At 40.9% G+C, this 19,625-nt stretch carries 12 protein-coding genes and 1 pseudogene; 8 read left to right on the top strand and 5 right to left on the bottom strand.

Going from position 1 to position 19,625, the window contains the following annotated elements; genetic code table 11:
- Positions 1–344 (bottom strand): annotated as a pseudogene (locus NE535_RS13785) (transposase); the annotation flags it as partial.
- A 977-nt stretch (positions 345–1,321) separates the two neighbouring features.
- On the opposite strand from NE535_RS13785, the gene NE535_RS13790 reads away from it, so the two are divergent.
- From NE535_RS13790 to NE535_RS13825, 8 genes are all read left to right on the top strand, one after another.
- Positions 1,322–2,242, top strand: a complete 921-nt coding sequence (locus NE535_RS13790) for a polysaccharide lyase family 7 protein (protein ID WP_425347464.1) — start codon at positions 1,322–1,324, stop codon at positions 2,240–2,242.
- 270 nt (positions 2,243–2,512) lie between these two features.
- Complete coding sequence (locus tag NE535_RS13795) at positions 2,513–5,551, top strand: TonB-dependent receptor (protein WP_261299203.1); 3,039 nt, start codon at positions 2,513–2,515, stop codon at positions 5,549–5,551.
- 64 nt (positions 5,552–5,615) lie between these two features.
- Positions 5,616–9,239, top strand: coding sequence for a VCBS domain-containing protein (locus NE535_RS13800; RefSeq protein ID WP_261299204.1), 3,624 nt, complete (start codon positions 5,616–5,618; stop codon positions 9,237–9,239).
- A gap of 324 nt (positions 9,240–9,563) precedes the next feature.
- On the top strand, positions 9,564–10,058 hold the full coding sequence (locus tag NE535_RS13805) for a GNAT family N-acetyltransferase (RefSeq protein WP_425347463.1): 495 nt from the start codon (positions 9,564–9,566) through the stop codon (positions 10,056–10,058).
- Positions 10,059–10,291: 233 nt separating this feature from the next.
- Positions 10,292–10,639, top strand: a complete 348-nt coding sequence (locus NE535_RS13810; protein ID WP_261299205.1) for a DUF3024 domain-containing protein — start codon at positions 10,292–10,294, stop codon at positions 10,637–10,639.
- Between the two features lie 97 nt (positions 10,640–10,736).
- Positions 10,737–11,051: a hypothetical protein gene (locus NE535_RS13815; protein ID WP_261299206.1), complete on the top strand. Its 315-nt coding sequence runs from the start codon at positions 10,737–10,739 to the stop codon at positions 11,049–11,051.
- Between the two features lie 113 nt (positions 11,052–11,164).
- Positions 11,165–11,434: a hypothetical protein gene (locus tag NE535_RS13820; RefSeq protein WP_261299207.1), complete on the top strand. Its 270-nt coding sequence runs from the start codon at positions 11,165–11,167 to the stop codon at positions 11,432–11,434.
- A gap of 136 nt (positions 11,435–11,570) precedes the next feature.
- Positions 11,571–12,128 carry a hypothetical protein gene (locus tag NE535_RS13825; RefSeq protein WP_261299208.1) on the top strand — a complete coding sequence of 186 codons (558 nt, stop codon included), beginning with the start codon at positions 11,571–11,573 and terminating at the stop codon, positions 12,126–12,128.
- A gap of 385 nt (positions 12,129–12,513) precedes the next feature.
- Here NE535_RS13825 and NE535_RS13830 read toward each other — a convergent pair whose 3' ends face one another.
- The 4 genes from NE535_RS13830 to NE535_RS13845 form a co-directional block, all read right to left on the bottom strand.
- Positions 12,514–12,897 carry a DUF805 domain-containing protein gene (locus tag NE535_RS13830; RefSeq protein WP_261299209.1) on the bottom strand — a complete coding sequence of 128 codons (384 nt, stop codon included), beginning with the start codon at positions 12,895–12,897 and terminating at the stop codon, positions 12,514–12,516.
- A 218-nt stretch (positions 12,898–13,115) separates the two neighbouring features.
- Positions 13,116–15,575: a glucan 1,4-alpha-glucosidase gene (locus NE535_RS13835; protein ID WP_261299210.1), complete on the bottom strand. Its 2,460-nt coding sequence runs from the start codon at positions 15,573–15,575 to the stop codon at positions 13,116–13,118.
- Between the two features lie 54 nt (positions 15,576–15,629).
- The gene (locus NE535_RS13840; protein WP_261299211.1) at positions 15,630–17,189 is read right to left on the bottom strand and encodes an MFS transporter; all 1,560 of its coding nucleotides are present in this window, start codon (positions 17,187–17,189) and stop codon (positions 15,630–15,632) included.
- A 377-nt stretch (positions 17,190–17,566) separates the two neighbouring features.
- On the bottom strand, positions 17,567–19,603 hold the full coding sequence (locus NE535_RS13845) for a glycoside hydrolase family 97 protein (protein ID WP_261299266.1): 2,037 nt from the start codon (positions 19,601–19,603) through the stop codon (positions 17,567–17,569).
- Positions 19,604–19,625 lie beyond the last annotated feature (22 nt).

Consider the following 19,625-nt stretch of genomic DNA (forward strand, 5'->3'; position numbering starts at 1 on the left):
GCCTAAAAAAGCTTGTCGGTCGCGCATGCACCCCCATAAATATCATCGGTTGTCGGCAGCAAGGGCAAGGCCGTATGGCTTGAGTTTTAGTGGTGTTTTCGAGCGGCGCAAACACGGTGCCAGCTACGGCTAGCATCAAGCGTATTCGTTGCCGCAGCTTGGCTGCACCTCCTCTGAGTAATCCACTCTCATTGTTAAGAGTCTCTCACTCGCCGTAAGCCTTTCGGCAGCACATGTTGTAGTACCAACCATAGAAATTCGACAGTGGGTAAAGTACGTATTTCAGTGGCTTTGGTTTGGCTATTTTGCCCCTGGTTTTCAAGATAGGCAAAGCTCACTTGGCCATCGATATCACGGTGCTCCACGAATGTAAGGCAATCAAACTGGCAAATTAGCGCTTCAAATCATCGGTTGAAAGGTTATCAGGAAATGCATCGAAATAAGCACTAATGCGGCTGACAGCGCAGCTTCGTTCAACAAGATCATTAATGATAAATCACAATCAATACGAATTATCGTACAGCTTATAATCTGCATATTAGTTCTGAACTGTAATCTCATCACATTTTATATAGGTAATACCAATATAAAAACTGGTAATAACCAATTGCAAATTTAGGATACAACTGAGTCACTGACTGACTTTGTTCTGTTATTTGGTAATGTTCTGATATCCATTGGTAGTGAATATAAAAACCATTCAACAATAACAGCTCGATTTTTACATAAGTTATTGTTTATTCTATTTTTTTAATTATATAAAAATGTATAAAGCCAATGCGTTAGTCTTTTTTACATCCTTGTTACTACCAATTTTGGTTTTTTGGTAATGCTTGCGACACTATTTTCGGTTGACAATGATGTGTTGTGGTGGTTATATTTTGTTTAACACAGGGTTACAGGTGTGAGCAGGTTGTTAAATATGTAGGTGGGTTGTGTGTGATTCTGTGCGTAACAATTAATCATAGCTATTTGATCATATACAACAAAGAGTTCTGCTTCTTTTTACAACGAAATTAGATAATTTTTGGTGTTAATAGAAGCAAAGTCTTACCTATTTTTATTACGTTTTTCAGGGTTAGTTAAGTTCATGTGTAGGTGCGCCACTATATGCTGCGCATATAGGTATTTTAAGTAAGCTTTGAAAATAGTTAAGCCGAACAATACACGAACATATTCAACAAAGAGATCGTAAATTATAAAGGATTCCAATATCAACACATATAAATCTTACCGACATCTTCAAAAGAAAATCTGTTACGTTTTCGCTGTGCTAGTTTTTGCTTTAGCTGTTTTTAGCGCATCACTCAATGCTCAGGAAATTGAGGAGAATACGCTTATTCCTAAGTCACACGCTAGTCTTGCTGAAGGTGTTTTACTGGGGGATTTGTCAAAACTCGATCCGCTTAAAAAGCCAGGTGAAAATTTTGACTTACTCGATTGGTCGTTAACGTTGCCAACCGATCTCAACAAAGATAAAAAAGCTGATACCGTCTATGAGAAATCATTAAGTAAAGGCTTTGACTTAAAGCCATTTTTTTATACAGCAGATGATGGTGGCTTGGTATTCGCTTGCCCGAACGTAGGTGCCAAGACTTCAAAAAATACAAAATATGCGAGAACCGAACTACGCGAAATGCTCCGTAGAGGTAATGTTCGAATTAAAACTCGTGGCCTGACTAAAAACAACTGGGTTTTCAGCAATGCGCATGGTTCGGCGAAAGCTAAGTCTGGGGGTGTTGAAGGCAGTTTGGAAGGGACTTTGGCAATAAACCGAGTATCTACCACAGGTGATAAAAAAAAGGTTGGACGCGTGGTCATCGGGCAAATTCACGCGACGGATGACGAACCTATTCGTTTATATTACCGAAAATTACCAGCCAACTCGAAAGGGGCTATTTATTTTGCCCATGAAATAAATGATGGTGATGATATTTGGATAAATATGATTGGCTCACGTTCACATACTTTGTCAGACCCTGATGACGGAATCGCCTTAAACGAAAAATTCTCTTATAAAATTTCCGTCGAAGATGAAGTGTTGTTCGTCACTATAATCAGGGAAGGTAAGCCTAATATTACTAAGTACTACGATATGAAAGATAGTGGTTATAGTGCTAGTAACCAGTATATGTACTTTAAAGCGGGTGTTTATAATCAAAACAATGACGGCGCTGATGGTGATTATGTGCAAGCCACTTTCTATCATATCCATAACATGCATAAAGGGTATAAATTTTAGCGCAGCTAACACATTAATTTAAAATTCGTAACTCGTAACTCATAACTACAATTATTGGTTATATTTTATTTAAATTAATAGGTTAAAACTTTTGTTTGGGTTTCGTCTGTTGAAATTAATATAACTCTAATTTAAATATAAGAATTTAATGGCAGTAACCTGCTTGCAATAATAAAAATAAGAATTTAATGGCAGTAACCTGCTTGCAATAATCAATATATCAATAAATGGCATTCACAAGCTTATTAAAATACTAAGGGGAAGTAAGGTATGTCGACGAAAATAAGTAAAAAAACAAAACCCATCCATAAAATAGGGAAGTTCAAGCTTTCACCTATAGCAAAATTGATGAAGCTTGCTGTATTTACTTCTGTAACCAGTTCTTTTGCATTTTCGGCAATAGCACAAGAACCCGAAACTGAAAATCTAGATAAAGTTGAGAATGATATCGAGGTTGTTGCAATTGTTGGTACACGTAGAACAATTCAAGAACAAATTGCAATAAAGCGTGAATCTACCACGGTTGTTGACGGTTTATCTGCTTCAGATATTGGTGATTTACCTGCACTTTCAATTGGTGAGGCGCTAGAAACATTAACGGGTGCATCATCTCACCGTGAAAATGGTGGTGCTACTGAAATCAGTATTCGTGGTTTAGGCCCATTCTTAAGTGCCACTAACATCAATGGCCGTGAAGCGACTAATGGTAGTGGTGACCGTTCAGTTAACTTTTCTCAGTTCCCATCAGAGTTGATGCAGAAAGTAGCTATTTATAAAACACAAGACGCTTCCATGATTGAAGGTGGGGTTGCCGGTGTTATTACCCTGGAGACACTTAAGCCTTTAGATTTTGGTAATCAACGTTTTCAGGCTGAAGTAAAAGGTAACTACAACCCAGACCAAGCAAACGTTGACAATTCACTTCAAGGTGATTTGGGCTACCGTGGAACACTAAGTTATGTTGATCAATTTGAGTTTAGTAACGATCAAGCTATAGGTGTGAGCGTAGGTTTTCAACGTCAAGATATTAGCCAGCCAGAAGCTGAATATAGAAGCTCAAGCCCAACGGATTCATCTTTGTGGGCATGTTTGAATGATCCAACCGATACCAATACCGGTTTTTTCCGAAGCTCAGCGGGCGATTGTGAAGATGGCGTGAATGGTTCGAGTAACGCGGGTTATAATAATAAGATTGATCCAAAAACAGGTCTTGCAGTAGATGATGGCAGAGAATACGCATGGACTGGCTCAAGCCGAAGCTTCCGTCAAAATGAAACATCTGATGAAAGAGACGCTTTATTCTTTGCTCTACAATACCAACCCTCAAGTAAATGGGATATCAATTTTGACGCGCAAATTTCAGATCGTACCCAAGCAGAAGCGCGTCACGATTTAATTTTCTTACAAAAGCGCGTTACACCGGGTGTAACGGGACAAAATCTGATCACAAACGATGTTGGCGGTATTCTACATTGGGAAGGTGAAGAATACATCGAATCTGCTGGCGAGCAATATTCGCGTGAAGAAAACTATCGTGGATATGGCTTGAACGTTGAACATTTTTTCTCTGATGATCTAAAGATTAGTGTTGACCTTGGCTATTCTAAAACCAGCCGTGAAGAACTACAAATAACAAACCGAGGAAGAACGAGCTCTCGTCCTTTCTTATCTTGGGATTTAGGTGAATATATTCCTCATTTCACAGTTACTGATTTTGATGTGACTGATATTTCCAATTTTACTGATAGCCTTCGTACTCGTATCGACAGAGAAAATGTCCGCGACAACGAAACTATGGGTGCACGCGTTGATATTGATTATATTCTAGACAGTGAAATTTTTAGTAGCGTTCAAGCTGGCGTTCGCGTTTCTGAGCTAACGTTTGTTCAATATGGCGGCACTAACGGTAATGGCTCAAGAACTGAATTTAATTTAGATGGGTCAGTAACATCAGCTATCGACGTACTGGAAGGTTGTCAAATTGCCTTCCCTGAAACTGATTTTTTATCTAGTGTTTCTGACGGTAATATTATCACCAATGTTGACAGTTCAGGCAATGTGATAGAAAGCGGTACAGGCGCTTCGTGGGCAACTTACAATAACGAGTGTTTCTCTCAAGCAGTAGTAGCATCACAAGGCGGCGAATTCGCATACCCAGAGGTTACATACGAGAATGCGGGTACTATTGACGTAACAGAACAAACTACCTCTGCTTACGCCATGCTTAATTACGACACTGAAATGTTTGGTAAATTTATTCGTGGTAACTTTGGTGTTCGTGTAGTGAATTCTGACGTTACCTCTATTGGCTTTAGAGAAGGTTTCGACGTTGTCACTGATCCGGCGACAGGTATCGTCGAATTAGTAGGAAACGGTAATATTGAAAAGATTGTTGGTGGTGGTGATTACACTGAAGTACTACCAAGCTTTAACTTAGTCGTTGATTATGATGACGATATTCTCCTAAGGGCCGGTATTTACCGTGGTATGTCACGTGCTAATCCATCTGATATGGGTTATAGCCGCACATTCGTAACCGATGACTCGGATGACCCACAATCAGTTGAAGACTTGTTGGTTGGTGTTAATGGTTCAGGTAATCCTGATCTTCAACCATTAATGTCATGGAACTATGATGCGGCTGTTGAATGGTATCCAAGCGATGACTCTATGGTAGCGTTAGGTGTTTACTACAAGCAATTCAATGGCGGTTTCCAACAGCAAACACAGTTAGAGAATTTTATCATTGACGGTGTGGAAGTTTCTTTACCTATTACTAATTCAGTCACTACTGACGAAAGTAGTGACCTTTATGGTTTTGAAGCGTCATTCTCGTATCGTTGGGATTTGGGTATTGGTGTGAAGTTTGGTTATAACTATGCTGATACAAGCTATGAGTTTGAAGATAGTAACTACGGTAACACCTTTACTACTGGTTTAGATGGTGTTGCTACTCAGGAGACCGTAGGTATTGTACCTCCTGCCTCAGTTCCTGGATTTTCTGAGCATGTATTCAATGGACAGCTTTACTACCAAATAGGTGATTTTGATGCTGCTCTTATCTACAAGTATCGTAGTGAATACTTCCAACCATACACTACTAACCCCACAAGACTGCGTTATGTTGATGAGGCTGGTATTTGGGAAGCTCGTGCTGCTTACAAAATCAATCAATACATTCGTATTAAAGTTGAAGCAATTAACTTGTTCAGTGAGCCTCGCAGTGATGACTTCTATACTCAAGGTAACTTGGGTCAAGTAAGTGATTACGGTCCTCGCCTGTTCGCAGGTGTCAGCTTTAAGTACTAGCCAAGCCTAGTACTTAAATAAAACAAGCTAAATTTGGAAAAAGAATCTTTTTGGAGTCCTAAAAATGAATAATAAATCCCTTATACCGCTCATCATTGCGACAGGCCTATTCGGTTGTGGCGGTGATGACGGTGCTGAACTAGATGGTAATACTCGCGGGAGCATAGCAATAAACGGAAGCGAATTTATCGCTGGTGCTACTCTTTCAGCAACGGCTACTGATGCTGACGGAATTATAGCTGACACACTGACTTACGTATGGTCAACAGGTGCTATTGGTACATCATACACAATTACTGAAGCTGATGAAGGTTCAGTCATTTCTGTTTCTGCTAATTATACTGATGAGGCAGGTTTTACCGAAGGTGTTGGTGCATCTACACCTGTTATCAACCCAACCTTAAATGTTTCTGCTAGCATTATTAAGGGCCCAATTGATGGTGCAACTTGTGACATATTTGAAGTTGATGATACTGGTGCTGCGGTTCTTCCTGCGCAAGGCACTGCAACCTCTAACACTTCAGGTGGCGTTACATTTAGCAATGTACATTTCGAAGGTGCGGGTTTAATTGCATGTACTGGCGGTACTTATACGGACGAATCAACAGGTTTAACCTTAGATGCTCCTCAACTAAGATCGGTAGTGAATGTAGTTGAAAATATTGTTCAGACTGATGAAGATGGGAATCCCGTTTTAGATGACATGGGTGAGGTAATATTACTACCGCCACCTACCTATGTTGTTTCTCCCTTAACCGAAATGGCCGTTCAAAACGCAGGTAGTGATTTAAACCAGTTTGCTGACGAAGCTGAAATAATTAATGCTCGTTTTGGTATTCGTTTTGATACAACAGAAGTGCTTCCTACTTTAGTTGGTACTGTTGCTCTTGGTGCTGATGGTGCTGAAGATGCTGATAGATATGGTTCTGTGCTAGCGCTACTTTCACAAGTTGATGCAGACAACGCAGACGCAGATTTATCTACCGTTATGCAAGATCTTGCTAGTGACGTCGCTGATGGTTCTTTTTCTGAAGAGTCTTTAGTTATACTTGAGACAGCACAAATTAATTTGCAAACTACTTCACAAGTTGCTGATTCAGTTGATGAAGCGTTACTTGACGTCATTGGTGCGGCTGTGGGTTATAACAATGACCCTGTTGCTGCAATCATCGAAGGAGAATTGGGTGGTACTGTTCAACATACTGCTACGGTTCCATTAACTGGTTCATTAACCATTATTGATCCAAACTTTGAAGAAGATGCTTTTGTTGCGCAAACTGATGTAGCACTTGATTATGGTACATTTAGTATCAGCGCTAATGGTAGCTGGTCGTATACAGTTAATACTGCAAACGAAACTCTGGCTAGCCTTGAATTAGGTAACTCTGTAAGTGATTCAATCACTATCGCTTCTATTGATGGTACCACTGCTAAAATTAATATTCGTGTTGCTTCGCTTACACAGGTTGTAAAAATAAGCGATACAGGCGGCGATACGGGTGAGATTAGATTTACCGTTGATAACCTTCGTCAAGGTAAACTAAGTGCCTCTTTATCTAAAGAAGTTACTCTTGGTAGTGATGGAAATATTAAAGATGCTTATATTACGCTTTATGGTTCTTCTGGTAGTTCTAGTGAATCGTTAATAGATTTACGTATTCAAGGCGAGCAATCTACACTTAACGAAGACGGTTCTGAAACTACAATAGCCCCTCGTTTCTTTGTTCGAAATACTGACAGTGACGCTTACCCTGGCAATATAATCACTGCACCATTTGTTGAAGACCAGTTTTATGATGTAGAAATCACATGGGACTTAGACGCAACAGAACAAATTACCGTGACTATTGATGGTGAAGTGATTGGTGGCGGTTCTTTCTCTACTGCAGCGGTTGTTGACTCTGATTATACAGGCTTAGACCAGTGGTTTGCTGATGGTGTGAAAGCTATCCAATTTAGACTCGGTGATAATGATAGAACGATTCCTTTTGGTTCTTTTTATGTTGATAACATTGAGGTGTTTTCTGATACCGCTGGCACTACAAGTGTATTTTCAGATGACTTTGAAAGTTATGCTGCAGGCGAAACTTTAGATGGTATAGGCAGCAAGTATGGCTTAGCTATTTACGCTGAAGTGTCTGTATTTGATGCTGGCGATGGCACAGTAGAACCTACGCCAGCTGTATTCTTTGATTTAACTGGAAGAATTGCAAGTGATGAGGCAACGGCAACAGGTGCTGTAAGTGTACTTGACCCAGATGATGGCGAAGCTTTTATTGTTCAGAAAACCTTAATGGGTACATACGGTACATTAGTAATTTTAAATGATGGCTCATGGACTTATACCCTTAATACTACTGATCCAACTATTGCTGCACTTGTTGTGGGTGAAAGTGAAATCGATACATTTACTATTGAATCTTTTGATGGCACTACTGCTGAATTAGCAATCACAATCACTGGTACAGTTGTTGTTGCTACTGGAGATAATAATGTTGCCAGAATTGTAGATACAACAACAGACGCTGATGGTGAATTACGTTTAACAACGGACCCACTTGCTGAAGGCTCTATTTCTACAACCCTTAAGCTACAAGCAATTGCTGGCTTTACTGCTACAGATGGTGTTTCTGAAGATAATACTGCTTATATTAGTGTTTACGGAGGCTCCGCTTCTTCAGGTAACTTAACGGGCGAAATTGTCTTTACTAATGATGGTACTGTTAAATACCGTGATGCAAATAAAGATCAGCAAATCATTGATGGCTTAACGTATACAGATGATACTGATATTGATGTAGTGCTTGAATGGACTGCAACAGGTTATTCTGTGTCAATTGATGGTGGCACAACGTTCTACGGCCCTTATGTTGCCATTAATACGGGTACAGCAACACAAACCTATCAAATCCGTATTGGTAGCTCTTCGAAAGTATCAGCAAAAGAATTATTAGCTGATGACATCGTCATTGCTGATGATACAGGTTCGGCAGTTCTGTCTGAAGACTTCGAGATATTTGCTGATGGTGAAGATTTAAGCACGACTTACTCAAGCTCTGCTGAAGCAACCGTTAAGACCATAGCGGGAAGTAGTGTAAATAAAGTTGCCAGAATGGCTGATACAACAATAGACGCTGATGCTGAATTACGCTTAACAACGGACCCACTTGCTGAAGGTTCTATTTCTGCAACCATTAAGCGACAAGCAATTTCTGGCTTCACTGCTACAGAAGGTGTTAGTGAAGATAATGATACTTATATTAGTGTTTACGGAGGCTCTGCTTCTTCAGGTAACTTAACGGGTGAAATTATCATTAAAAATGATGGTGCTGTTAAGTATCGTGATGCCGACAAACAGCAACAAACCATTGATGGCTTAACCTATACAGATGATACTGATATTGATGTAGTGCTTGAATGGACTGCAACAGGTTATTCTGTGTCAATTGATGGTGGCACAACGTTCTACGGCCCTTATGTTGCCATTAATACGGGTACAGCAACACAAACCTATCAAATTCGTATTGGTAGCTCTTCGAAAGAGTCAGCAAAAGAGTTATTAGCTGATGACATCGTGATTGATGATGCAACAGATACGGCGGTTCTATCTGAGGACTTCGAAAGTTATGCTGTGGGTGACGATCTAAGTACGACTTACTCAGGTTCTGCCGAAGCAACAGTGCAATAAGGCTAATCAACTTGAAGTTGTAAATTAATGTTTTAAACAATGTGTGAAAAATGCCGCTTATTGATAGCGGCATTTTTGTTCTTATTTTGTAGACCAAAGTGTGCTATTTGAATGCGACTTTCGCTCTTTTAAAAGGGGTGGCTTAATCTTATGGGCTACAACGGGGAAAGTTACAAACAAATACATGGATAAATTTGAATCCAAAGTAAAAACATAGTCAATCAACAAATTCATCTACTTCGTCTGTCAGTTAGCAGTCAATCATTGTGTTTTTATAAATAAAGAATGCGGCTTGCTAGGTCTCAAAGAGTCATGGAGTGAACATTGAAATTAGTAGTACCGTCAATTCGATATGAATATAGCTATAGACAATACATAGCGGAGCTTGGACATGAAGAGCTTTATCCCTTTCCTTTAGATTTTGAACACTCAAACTTCGAGGCGCTAATTAGCAGACTCAATGACTTTTCCTTGGGTCAGAACATACCTGAGGGCTATGTCCAGAGCTCGACATTGTGGCTAATAAAAGGGGAGGAGATAGTTGGTGTTACCAACATCCGCCACTGCCTAAATGATGCTATCGCATATTGCGGTGGGCATATTGGTTTGGGAATAAGGCCGTCGTCCCGAGGAAAAGGTTATGGGAAATTACTGATGAAGCTTTCAATTGATCTGCTTCAGGGAATGGCGGTCCAGCCGATTCATATTCATTGCCATAAGGGTAACCCTGCGTCCGCCAACACAATCAAGGCATGCGGCGGGGTGCTTGAGTCCGAAATCACAGTTGGGGATGAAGTAGTGCAACGGTATCTTGTATAGGGCAAGCGGGCTGGTTGCCGCGGTCACTTAATTATCTTGGATATTTTGTTAGTATAGCGGGCATTGAAACGATTTATCCTGATGAAACATTTGGGGTATCACAAATTGTTTGGTTTATATGGTTGGGTATATGCTTGCTAACTTAACAACATGCCAACGAATCAATCCAGTCGATCGCTAACGCGCAGGCTGATTGAGGCGTTAGTGCGTCATTCATAGAGATGAGATTTATTATGGCAATCAGTGAATTTGAAATAAAGCGTTGTGAGAAAGAGTTAGATAAGTTTATTGGTGAACATAGGCCACCTGCTCATGTAAGAGACCAGCTTGATATTGGTTATAGAATTGAGAATCAAAGTGTTGTGTTATTTGAAATTCGAGCAAGCTTTAGAAATCCTGCTGAAAAATTAGAAGTTCCAGTTGCGAAAGCGACTTATGTAAAAACGCAAAAAGTGTGGAAAGTATATTGGCAAAAATCGGATTTGAAATGGCATTCGTATGAACCTGTAGCAACAGTCAAATATCTTGAAGAGTTTTTGAATGTTGTCAGTGAAAACCAGTACCATTGCTTTTTCAGTTAAATGCATAATAAGGCGTAATGCCGAAAGAGTCTATCAGATGGCGGTGTCCATTATCGAGTCTCTTCAGGTTGTTTGTGTATAGGTTTTGGAGGGATTCATGCGTTACATTTTAGTGTTAGTTTTTCTTTTGCTAGGTTGTGGTAAAGCCCTTGCGGATGAGTCAGTCACAATTTTTGTCAAGGAAACCAGCTATTCAGTCAACAGTTCGGATGAAGAGCTGAGCTCAGCAGAATTAGAAAGCAAGCTGAAAAAGCTAAAGTTTTCTCTGGTAACGTTAGACGTTGATTATTGTGCGGGCCCAGTTATGGTTGCTGAGGTTTATGTAGCACTTGCAACTGCCAACCCTTCCGTTAAAGACGTGCACCTAAAAGCAAGTGGCAGTCATCAACAAAGTAAATGCAAAAATGTATGATAAATAGCTAAGTTTCGTATCGGCCACAAAATGTGTGGCCTCAACGGGACTGCCTACGCTTTGCTGCAGCAGTCCATTAGCAAAGCGTGTAATTGCACAAAGAGGGAATATCTGTGCCAAAGAAAGTTGTAGAAACAACAATAGCAAATACGCACATCAGGTTTGAAAATACTTGGTTAAGTGGCGCAAAGTTAATTGTAGATGGCAAAATATTAGTACAGGATGATTCATATTTGTCGCTGAATAAAAACTCGCCATTGGTAGCAAAAAAGATTGTAGTAGAAGGTGTTGAGCACCTTATTGAAGTGTTTGTTTATGCCATTTTTACCGTAAAAATCAAAATACATGTCGATGGTCAGTATGTTGCTGGTGATAAGTTCTAAAAATGAACAATAACGTCTGGTGCCAATCTGTAAGTCATTGGTTTTATTCAATTCACCACTCATATTGGCTTAGGCATCAGTTGACATCGCTGAACAACGAAGTCGCTTTCAATGGTTTCAATTTTGTAGAGGTTTTATGTACAAAAAACAACTTAGCTTGCTGATAGAAGAGGGGCACCCTGCATATGAGTGGGCTAAAAAACAGTCGGACTCGGTAAGTGCTTTTGGTCATATAGGAACACATATTGATTGTTATGAGTCTGAGCCAGAACAGGCAAAATATGAAGTGGCCGCGCAAGTTATCGACTGTACGGATAGAATGCCTTTATTGAGTGATTTTGAACACTTAGATATTTCTGGAAAAGCACTGGTAATCTTTACTGGGAATGTTGAGATAAATGGTTATGGCACCCCCGACTATGGCGCAATGGATACCTCACTAAAAACTGAAGTTGTTGATTGTATTCTAGCAAAAGCGCCTGCATTTATCGTGATAGATAGCTATGGAATTGGCTCTCACGGTGACGAACATATTAGGTTTGATAAAAGGTGTGAGTCAAATGGCTGCTTTGTCATCGAGAATGTAAATTTATCTAGGGCCGTTGTGGGTAAAATTAACAAATTGCAAGTTGAGTTTGATAGATCATCACAGTCAACGGGTAAAAGGTGTGAAGTAACCGCATTTTGTATTTGAAGGCTGGGTATCGATGAAGTATGGGATCCGTTATGCGAATAAAAGTGATTGGACTTTAGTAATAGTTGGAAAAGTAAGGCGTTATAAAAGACATTTTCTAAGCCAATTTTTGTTGATAAGAGTGTTTAAAACAGTATTTTAAAAAATTAAGCTTTATCATTGTCCTGTCTAAAACACGCTTGGGAAAACAGCATTAAGCGATAACGATTGAGTTTTGGTATCGAACATGAATTGAAGCAAAAAAGCATATTGTCACGTTTAATCGATGCAATATGCTTTTATATTTGTGCTTTGACACCAGTCATTAACAAGCATTAAAACGGATACTATTAATTGACTTAAGTGAGTGTGTCACCTTAACAATAAACTGACGGTTGAGCTCAAACTACGCGTTTAATGCATCATCAGTTAACATTTTAGGGTTTGGACCATATTCATTGTCTTCTTTACTATCAAAACAGAATACGACTAGTAAGAACAAGGCGCCCAGTAAAGGGATTAAACCAATTAACAACCACCAGCCAGAATGATTGGTGTCGTGTAAGCGTCTCACTGCAACCGCAATACTTGGGATCAGCACTAATAAGGTATAAATACCACTCAGTGCACCCAAACCTGTGACTTCATCAAAACTGCCTATGCCCATATCAACGAGTGATAATACAAAGCTCACAATAAAATTGAATAAAGTGAACATCCAATATTCTTTACGACGTGCTCGTCCACTGAATACAAAATATTGTTTTAATACTTTTACATACCATTCCATTGTTAAATATCCTATTTTTGAGATTTTATTAAGCTAACATTTGGTTCTTTACGACCAAAGTTGCACTACTAGTAGTATCAATTTCATTACTAATTAACAAGCAAAGTCGATAAAAAAATACCGCTAATCTGGATAAATTAACGGTATTGGTGTTTGTTATCATCTATTGCGGGTCTAGGGTTGACCCCTTTAGGATTTGGCTATGGTTTATGCCAATACTAAGGTTGTAGTTTTTGCTCAACAATGGGGTAGTGGTCCCAAACCTGTTCGTCGGTCATGGAGCGAACCAATTTTACATATTCAGCATGGGTCCAGGCCAACGGTGTGGCTGAGTTGGTTCCTTGCCCTAGGGTGTATTGGTAACGTGTTGTGTTACCCACACCATCCCAAGACTGTTCTGGTAACATTAAGCCTTGATTGGCAAAAGTTTCCATACCTTGTACATAGGTATTGATCAGTTGGCTTTTAGTGGCTGGAGTAAGATTGCCTGAGGCTTTAGCCAGTGCTAATTCATAATGCCCCCGCTCACCAGTAAAAAATGGCCACACGCGTCCACGTTGTTGCTCTGTATTGCCTTTTTCGGCATAACTTAAGCCTGTAACAATATCTTCGCCATATCCATCGTTACCATAACGGCGATAACCCGGAATTTTACTGCCATCTTTAGCGGTAAATTCATACTTGATCCTTAAATTATCCTCCAATTCAGTGTTATCCACTAACATGACACTGTTTTGAATAATAGGATCTTGGGCATTTTTAACCCCGTAGCGAACTAATTCTAAAAATCCAGCATCTAAAATTAAACGTTGGTCTATGCCCGTTTTGCCATTGTTGTCGAGTAATTTGTCGGCGGTATTTGGGGTGCCGTTTGGACTAATTCGCAGGTAAAATGGCTTGGTTTCACCGTTATCATTTTTTGCAAATTCGCCAGTATTAGTCACCATAGTGGTAGATAGTTCTGACTCAAGTTTACGGGCTGCGTTTAAGTACACTGCGCTGTTGGGATCTTTTGCAAGGGTAGCGAGTTCACTAGCCGCAACTAAGCCTGCTATTACAGCTGCTGTGGTTGAGGGTGAATATCCTGCTTGCTCTTCCCAGCGTTCTTGCTGAGTACTAGGAGGATTGATTTGAGTTTCATTCCAATCCAGTTTTACCTTACCACCTGTGATTAAAAAATCTGCCGCAGGTTTAAGCATCTGCTGATACCACTTGGTTGCTTCTGCATCGGTCAGTACGCCAGCTTGCCATAATTTCCAGCCAAGCATGATAGGCATTGCGGTTTGATCAAGCTGTACACCCACCCATTCAATTTCACCATCTACATGGGTTTTTTGTAAAAACCATCCAGGGGTGCCTTGATATCCTGGAGTTTGCTCTGTCACTTGCACTTTTTTCAGGTATTCAAATGCCACTTTAGGCGTTTGGGTATCACCCATGGCTAAAAATGCCATCGCGCATTGGTAAAAATCGCGCGGCCAAACGGCTTTATAACCCGTGCTACCCACCTTGGCAGAAACCGAGTCCCCCCAAGGATTAGACAGTGACGCAATTAAGGCGCCGGCATGGGTTTTATCTTCCTGAGCTTTTAACACTAACGCACTGGCGTAAAGTAATTTTCCTCCATCTGTGGTGTTGTTAGCCATAGAGGTAAGCGGAGCAAGTGAGGATAAATAGTCTTTCCAACCAACATGCTTATCATCACCAAGGTATGCGCTTAATACCGCGTCATAGCCCGATGCTAAGGTGGTATTGGCATTGTCTAAACTGGTTTGTTTATCCGCACCAAAACCCAAGGTGAAGTTCACCGTATAGCTGTTGCTATTAAGGGGAGGGTATTGCGCGGTCAACGCGACATTCCCTACAGTGGCTTTATCGGCGGCAGTGGTTTGATAGGTATTGTCTAATTGACCGTTGTCAGCCAAATCAATTAAGCCATCAGATGTGCCAACAAAACCCGCGCTAGCTTTTACAAAATCAACATCTGAGCGGATGGTTAACACCGATGAATCGTCGGCATTGGTGTGGGCAAATAGTGCATTACCTTCTACCTGAGCAATGTCATTGGCGCCACTGTTATCAATATGTGGGTTAGCATAAAGGTAGGGAGTTATCCCATCTTCAAAAGCGGTAAATACCACTTTCATCATTAAACTGTCACGGTTGGGATCGGTAAAAATATGCTTTTCGATCTGGTACTTTCCGTCCTTGTCTTGATTCACTATTTTATAAGCTAAAGACAGTGGTCGGCCTTGCGCATCGGTATGTAAATATTCAATAGTGCTGTTGGTATGGTCTTTTTCAGTGTCAATAAATCCATTACCCACAATCACAAATTGCAACTCTTTTAACTGTGCATTGTGGATCATGCCATACATGGTTTCAGTTAAAATGCCTTGTGCGACAGAAAACCATACTTTGCTGATTGGGTTAGCTTGTGTGCCTTGATATTGTCCATCAGTGTAGGGCTCATACGAGGTGCCGATACCGGTTTTACCAGAAAATGCCCACACAGGGTCAACTCCAGGTGCACCAGGGGCGACAGAATTTACCGCTGTTGTAGCAAGCGTAACGTCGTTAGCCGATTGAATATCTGAGCAGGCGGATAATCCAAGTAACCCAATGGTGATGGCACTGGTTAATGCCGATTTTTTGATAACAGAAGACGCCTTTAACATGAAAAACCCCAAATTTTTATTGTTTATGTTATTAAAATATCAATTGAAAATGTGTTATTGGGTGTGTTTGTTTTGATCAACAAATAACACCGCGATACCTGAAACCATCATAAATATGCCGCCTAATACCACGGCGTAAATCGGCTGACCATCAAAGAATAACTTCAATAACAGTCCAAGAATGCTGGCGGCCAGTAGTTGAGGGATCACGATGAAAAAGTTAAATATTCCCATGTAAACGCCCATTTTTTGCGGTGGTAACACCCCAGATAACATGGCGTAAGGCACTGACAAAATAGATGCCCAGGCAAAACCAACGCCAATCATTGGGATCCATAACTGTGTTGGGTCTTGAATAAAGTAGAAACTGATCAAGCCGATACCACCAAGAAACATGTTGATGGTATGGGTAAGCTTAATGCCAACCGCTTTGGCTAAAAATGGGATAATGATTGCTGCAATTGCTGCAAAGCCATTATATGAGGCGAATAACATACCCACCCAATCGGCACCATCATTGTATGCTTGGCTGACCACATCGGTCGTACCATAATGGTGAGCCGTTACCGCAGCTGTGGTATATATCCACATGGCAAATAATGCAAACCAAGCAAAAAATTGCACCACAGCTAATTGACGCATGGCTTTAGGCATGTGAAATAAATCATCTACCACATTGAACACCAAACCAAGGCTACTGCGGGGTTGTTGCAGCTTATTAGCAAGCTTAATTGAGCAAATTAGTTGTAATGGACCAAAGGAAAAAATGCCTAAGCTTAAAATATACAGTTGTTTATCTAAGTCGTTAACGATAATTGCTGCTGTAAATATTGCACCGATAGCCATCCACACAAATGCGCCATTGCGGTATTGATTGACAGTACGTGTGTTAGCAGGTTGTAAGTGTTGTTGTGCTGACTCCTGTTGATGAAAATGTGCCAGCTCTTGAGGTGAATACTCCTTGGTTGAAATCACGGTCCAGCCAACGGACAAAAACAGTACCGCCCCACCAAAATAAAATGCATAACGGACTGAATCGGCGATTTCGCCAGCTGGCGCTGTGTTAGTCACATCAAAGTAGTTGGTGAGTATATAAGGTAACGCTGAGGCGATGACCGCACCTATACCAATGAAAAAGCTTTGCATGGCATAGCCTTGGGTGCGTTGATTTTGCGGCAAATTATCGCCAACAAAGGCACGAAAAGGTTCCATTGCAATGTTGATTGACGCATCCATAATCCACAGCATACCCGCGGCTATCCAAAGGGTAGGCGAGTGCGGCATTACAAATAAAGACAGGGTAGTTAACACTGCGCCAATGAGAAAGTAGGGACGGCGACGACCTAACACGTTCCAGGTGTTATCACTTAAATAGCCAATGATAGGCTGTACTATTAACCCCGTTAGCGGCGCCGCTATCCATAAAATAGGGATCGCTTCAATATCAGCGCCCAGCGTTTGAAATATTCGGCTGACATTGGCATTTTGCAGGGCGAAACCGAACTGGATCCCTAAGAATCCAAAACACATATTAAATATTTGCCAAAAATTAAGTTGTGGTTGGGTATTAGGTATGGGGCTCAGCGTTTGATTGTTTTGATTATTTGCCGACATGCTTCTTCCTTTATATGGGTAAATTTATGGCTTACCCTTGCTAACTCGTAAGGTAAAAAAATGGCGAATACACATCTCCCTAAGACGGGTATTCGCCAAAGACCTAATATCTTTATTCGGTAAACAAAACACCCAATAAAGTTAATCGAGGTACTCCAAAGCTGATACTTCCCATGGCCTGTTCGGTATCAGAAACGACCTAGCCTTCTTCATCTGCACAAGCACAGGGTGAAATAAGCTGGTTTTATAGTAGCCTCGAGCTCTTGTTTTGCACAACTGAATACATACGTATTCATCTATCTTAAACAACTTATTCGATACATTTTGGTTACACTTTTTTGTGCTAGAACAAAATGCATTTTAAATATAACAAATTGTTATTTAATGATTTTAAATCTAATTGCTGTGCCGCCACTGCTGGCCATTGTTAAGGTTAGTTTATCATTTGCAGTAACTGTTTTTTGCTCAATAACATAATCATAGGGATGAGTTAACCAATTTGCTTGGTCACCATCACGGTATATTTGTGCCAAGTATTTTGTCTTAGGGGCAAGAAAATCTAGGCTAATATTGATACTTCGTGGTTTTTCATCGGTTAACCCGCCTAAAAACCAATCATCGTTTTTACGTGATTTACGTGCAAACACGACATATTCGCCCACTTCACCCGCAAGTGCTTTTGATTCACTCCAGTCTGTTGGCACATCTAAAATGAATTGAAATGCATCTAAACGCTCGACATAGTTACGGGGTAAATCAGCGGCCATTTGGATAGGGCTATATAACACTACATACAAGGCTAATTGCTTCATCAGTGTCGTTTGGACACGATTAACTGCATTTAGTCCCTCAGGGGCTAAATTGAATATCCCCGGGGTAAAGTCCATAGGGCCTGATAACATGCGGGTGTAAGGTAAAATTGCAGTGTGTTCAGGATTATTAGGTGGGGTGCCCCAGGCGTTGAACTCTTGGCCTCTGGCACCTTCGCGGGCGATCCAGTTTGGGTAAGTACGGCGCAGACCAGTATCTTTGATGGGTTCATGGGTATTAATACTGATCCCGCGTTTAGCGGCTTCGGTAACGCTATGTAGATATTCATTAACCATAAACTGTCCATCATGCCATTCATGGCGAGTGATGCCATCATTGTCGACACGTTTGATGTCACCGCCATCAGCCACATAACCGGTTTTGATCTGGGTGACGCCATGTTGTTGATACAAATCGTAAGCGGCAGACATTTGTTTGCGGTAATTTGTCACCGAACCTGAGGTTTCATGATGACCTATCAAACGCACATTTTTAGCTAAACCGTATTGGCTAATAGCCTGAAGATCAAAGTCATCATATGGCTGGGTGAAACTGAACACATCGCCGTTATGAAACCAACTGCCATCCCAGCCTTCATTCCAACCTTCAACCAGTACACCATCAAAACCATATTGGGCGGCAAAGTCCATATAGCGTTTGGTTTCTTCTGTGGTGGCTCCGTGTTTAGCTCCGCTGCCCCATGTTTTTTCATTTACATGCATTGCCCACCAAATACCTATGTATTTGCCAGGTTGAACCCAGGAAACATCACCAAGTTTGTTCGGCTCATTGAGGTTTAAAATTAAATCTGAATTTAATAAACCGATGGCATTGTCACTGATTTGTATTGTGCGCCAGGGGGTATTAAACCCTGGTTGAGTTTTAACACGAATACCATCAGACCAGGGCGTAAGATCAGCGCGTAAAATACCATCACGGCGTTGATCTAAAACCATGGCGGCATAGTCGGTGAGGGCAGCTTCATGGATGCTTAAATGCACGCCATCGACCGTTTTAAATGTCATTGGCGTATGAGCTCGGTCAATGTTATTTAGCGATGTGGTTTGATACAGGTATTCGTAACGGTTCCAACCGCGACCGGGGATCCACCATGCGGTAGTCTGTTGAGGGTTTGGTATGGCAAATTCGGTTAGTTCGTCAGTAATATCCAGTTTGGGTGTGTTTGCTAATCCAGCTTGCTTGGGTACTGTGTAGCGAAAACCGATACCGTCGTTAAATGCTTTAAATTCGATATCAAAGTCGACTTTTCCATTACTGAATGTGGCGATAATACGGTTGTAATGGTCGCGTACATTTTCACGCTCTCCCCAAGGTTGCTGCCAGGTTTGATCAACGCTGTTACTTTTAACGTCTTTAATGGTGAAGTCGACACCAAACTCACCCAACTGCTGGAATACCAGACCCAGTTTACTCGGATTAACCACGACTTTACCGTTAAAATGGACTTGGTATTCAGGGCGGCCATTATCATCAGTCAAACTGACGACAATGTGTTTGTCAGGGGAAACTACATTGATCGTTTCAGCTTGCACAATGTTGGGTATGGTCAAGCTGAACAATGCCAGTGTGCAAGATAAGCTCATAATGCTACGGATAAGGTGTTTA

This window comes from Shewanella holmiensis (assembly GCF_025370255.1).
Taxonomy (GTDB): Bacteria; Pseudomonadota; Gammaproteobacteria; order Enterobacterales; family Shewanellaceae; genus Shewanella; species Shewanella holmiensis.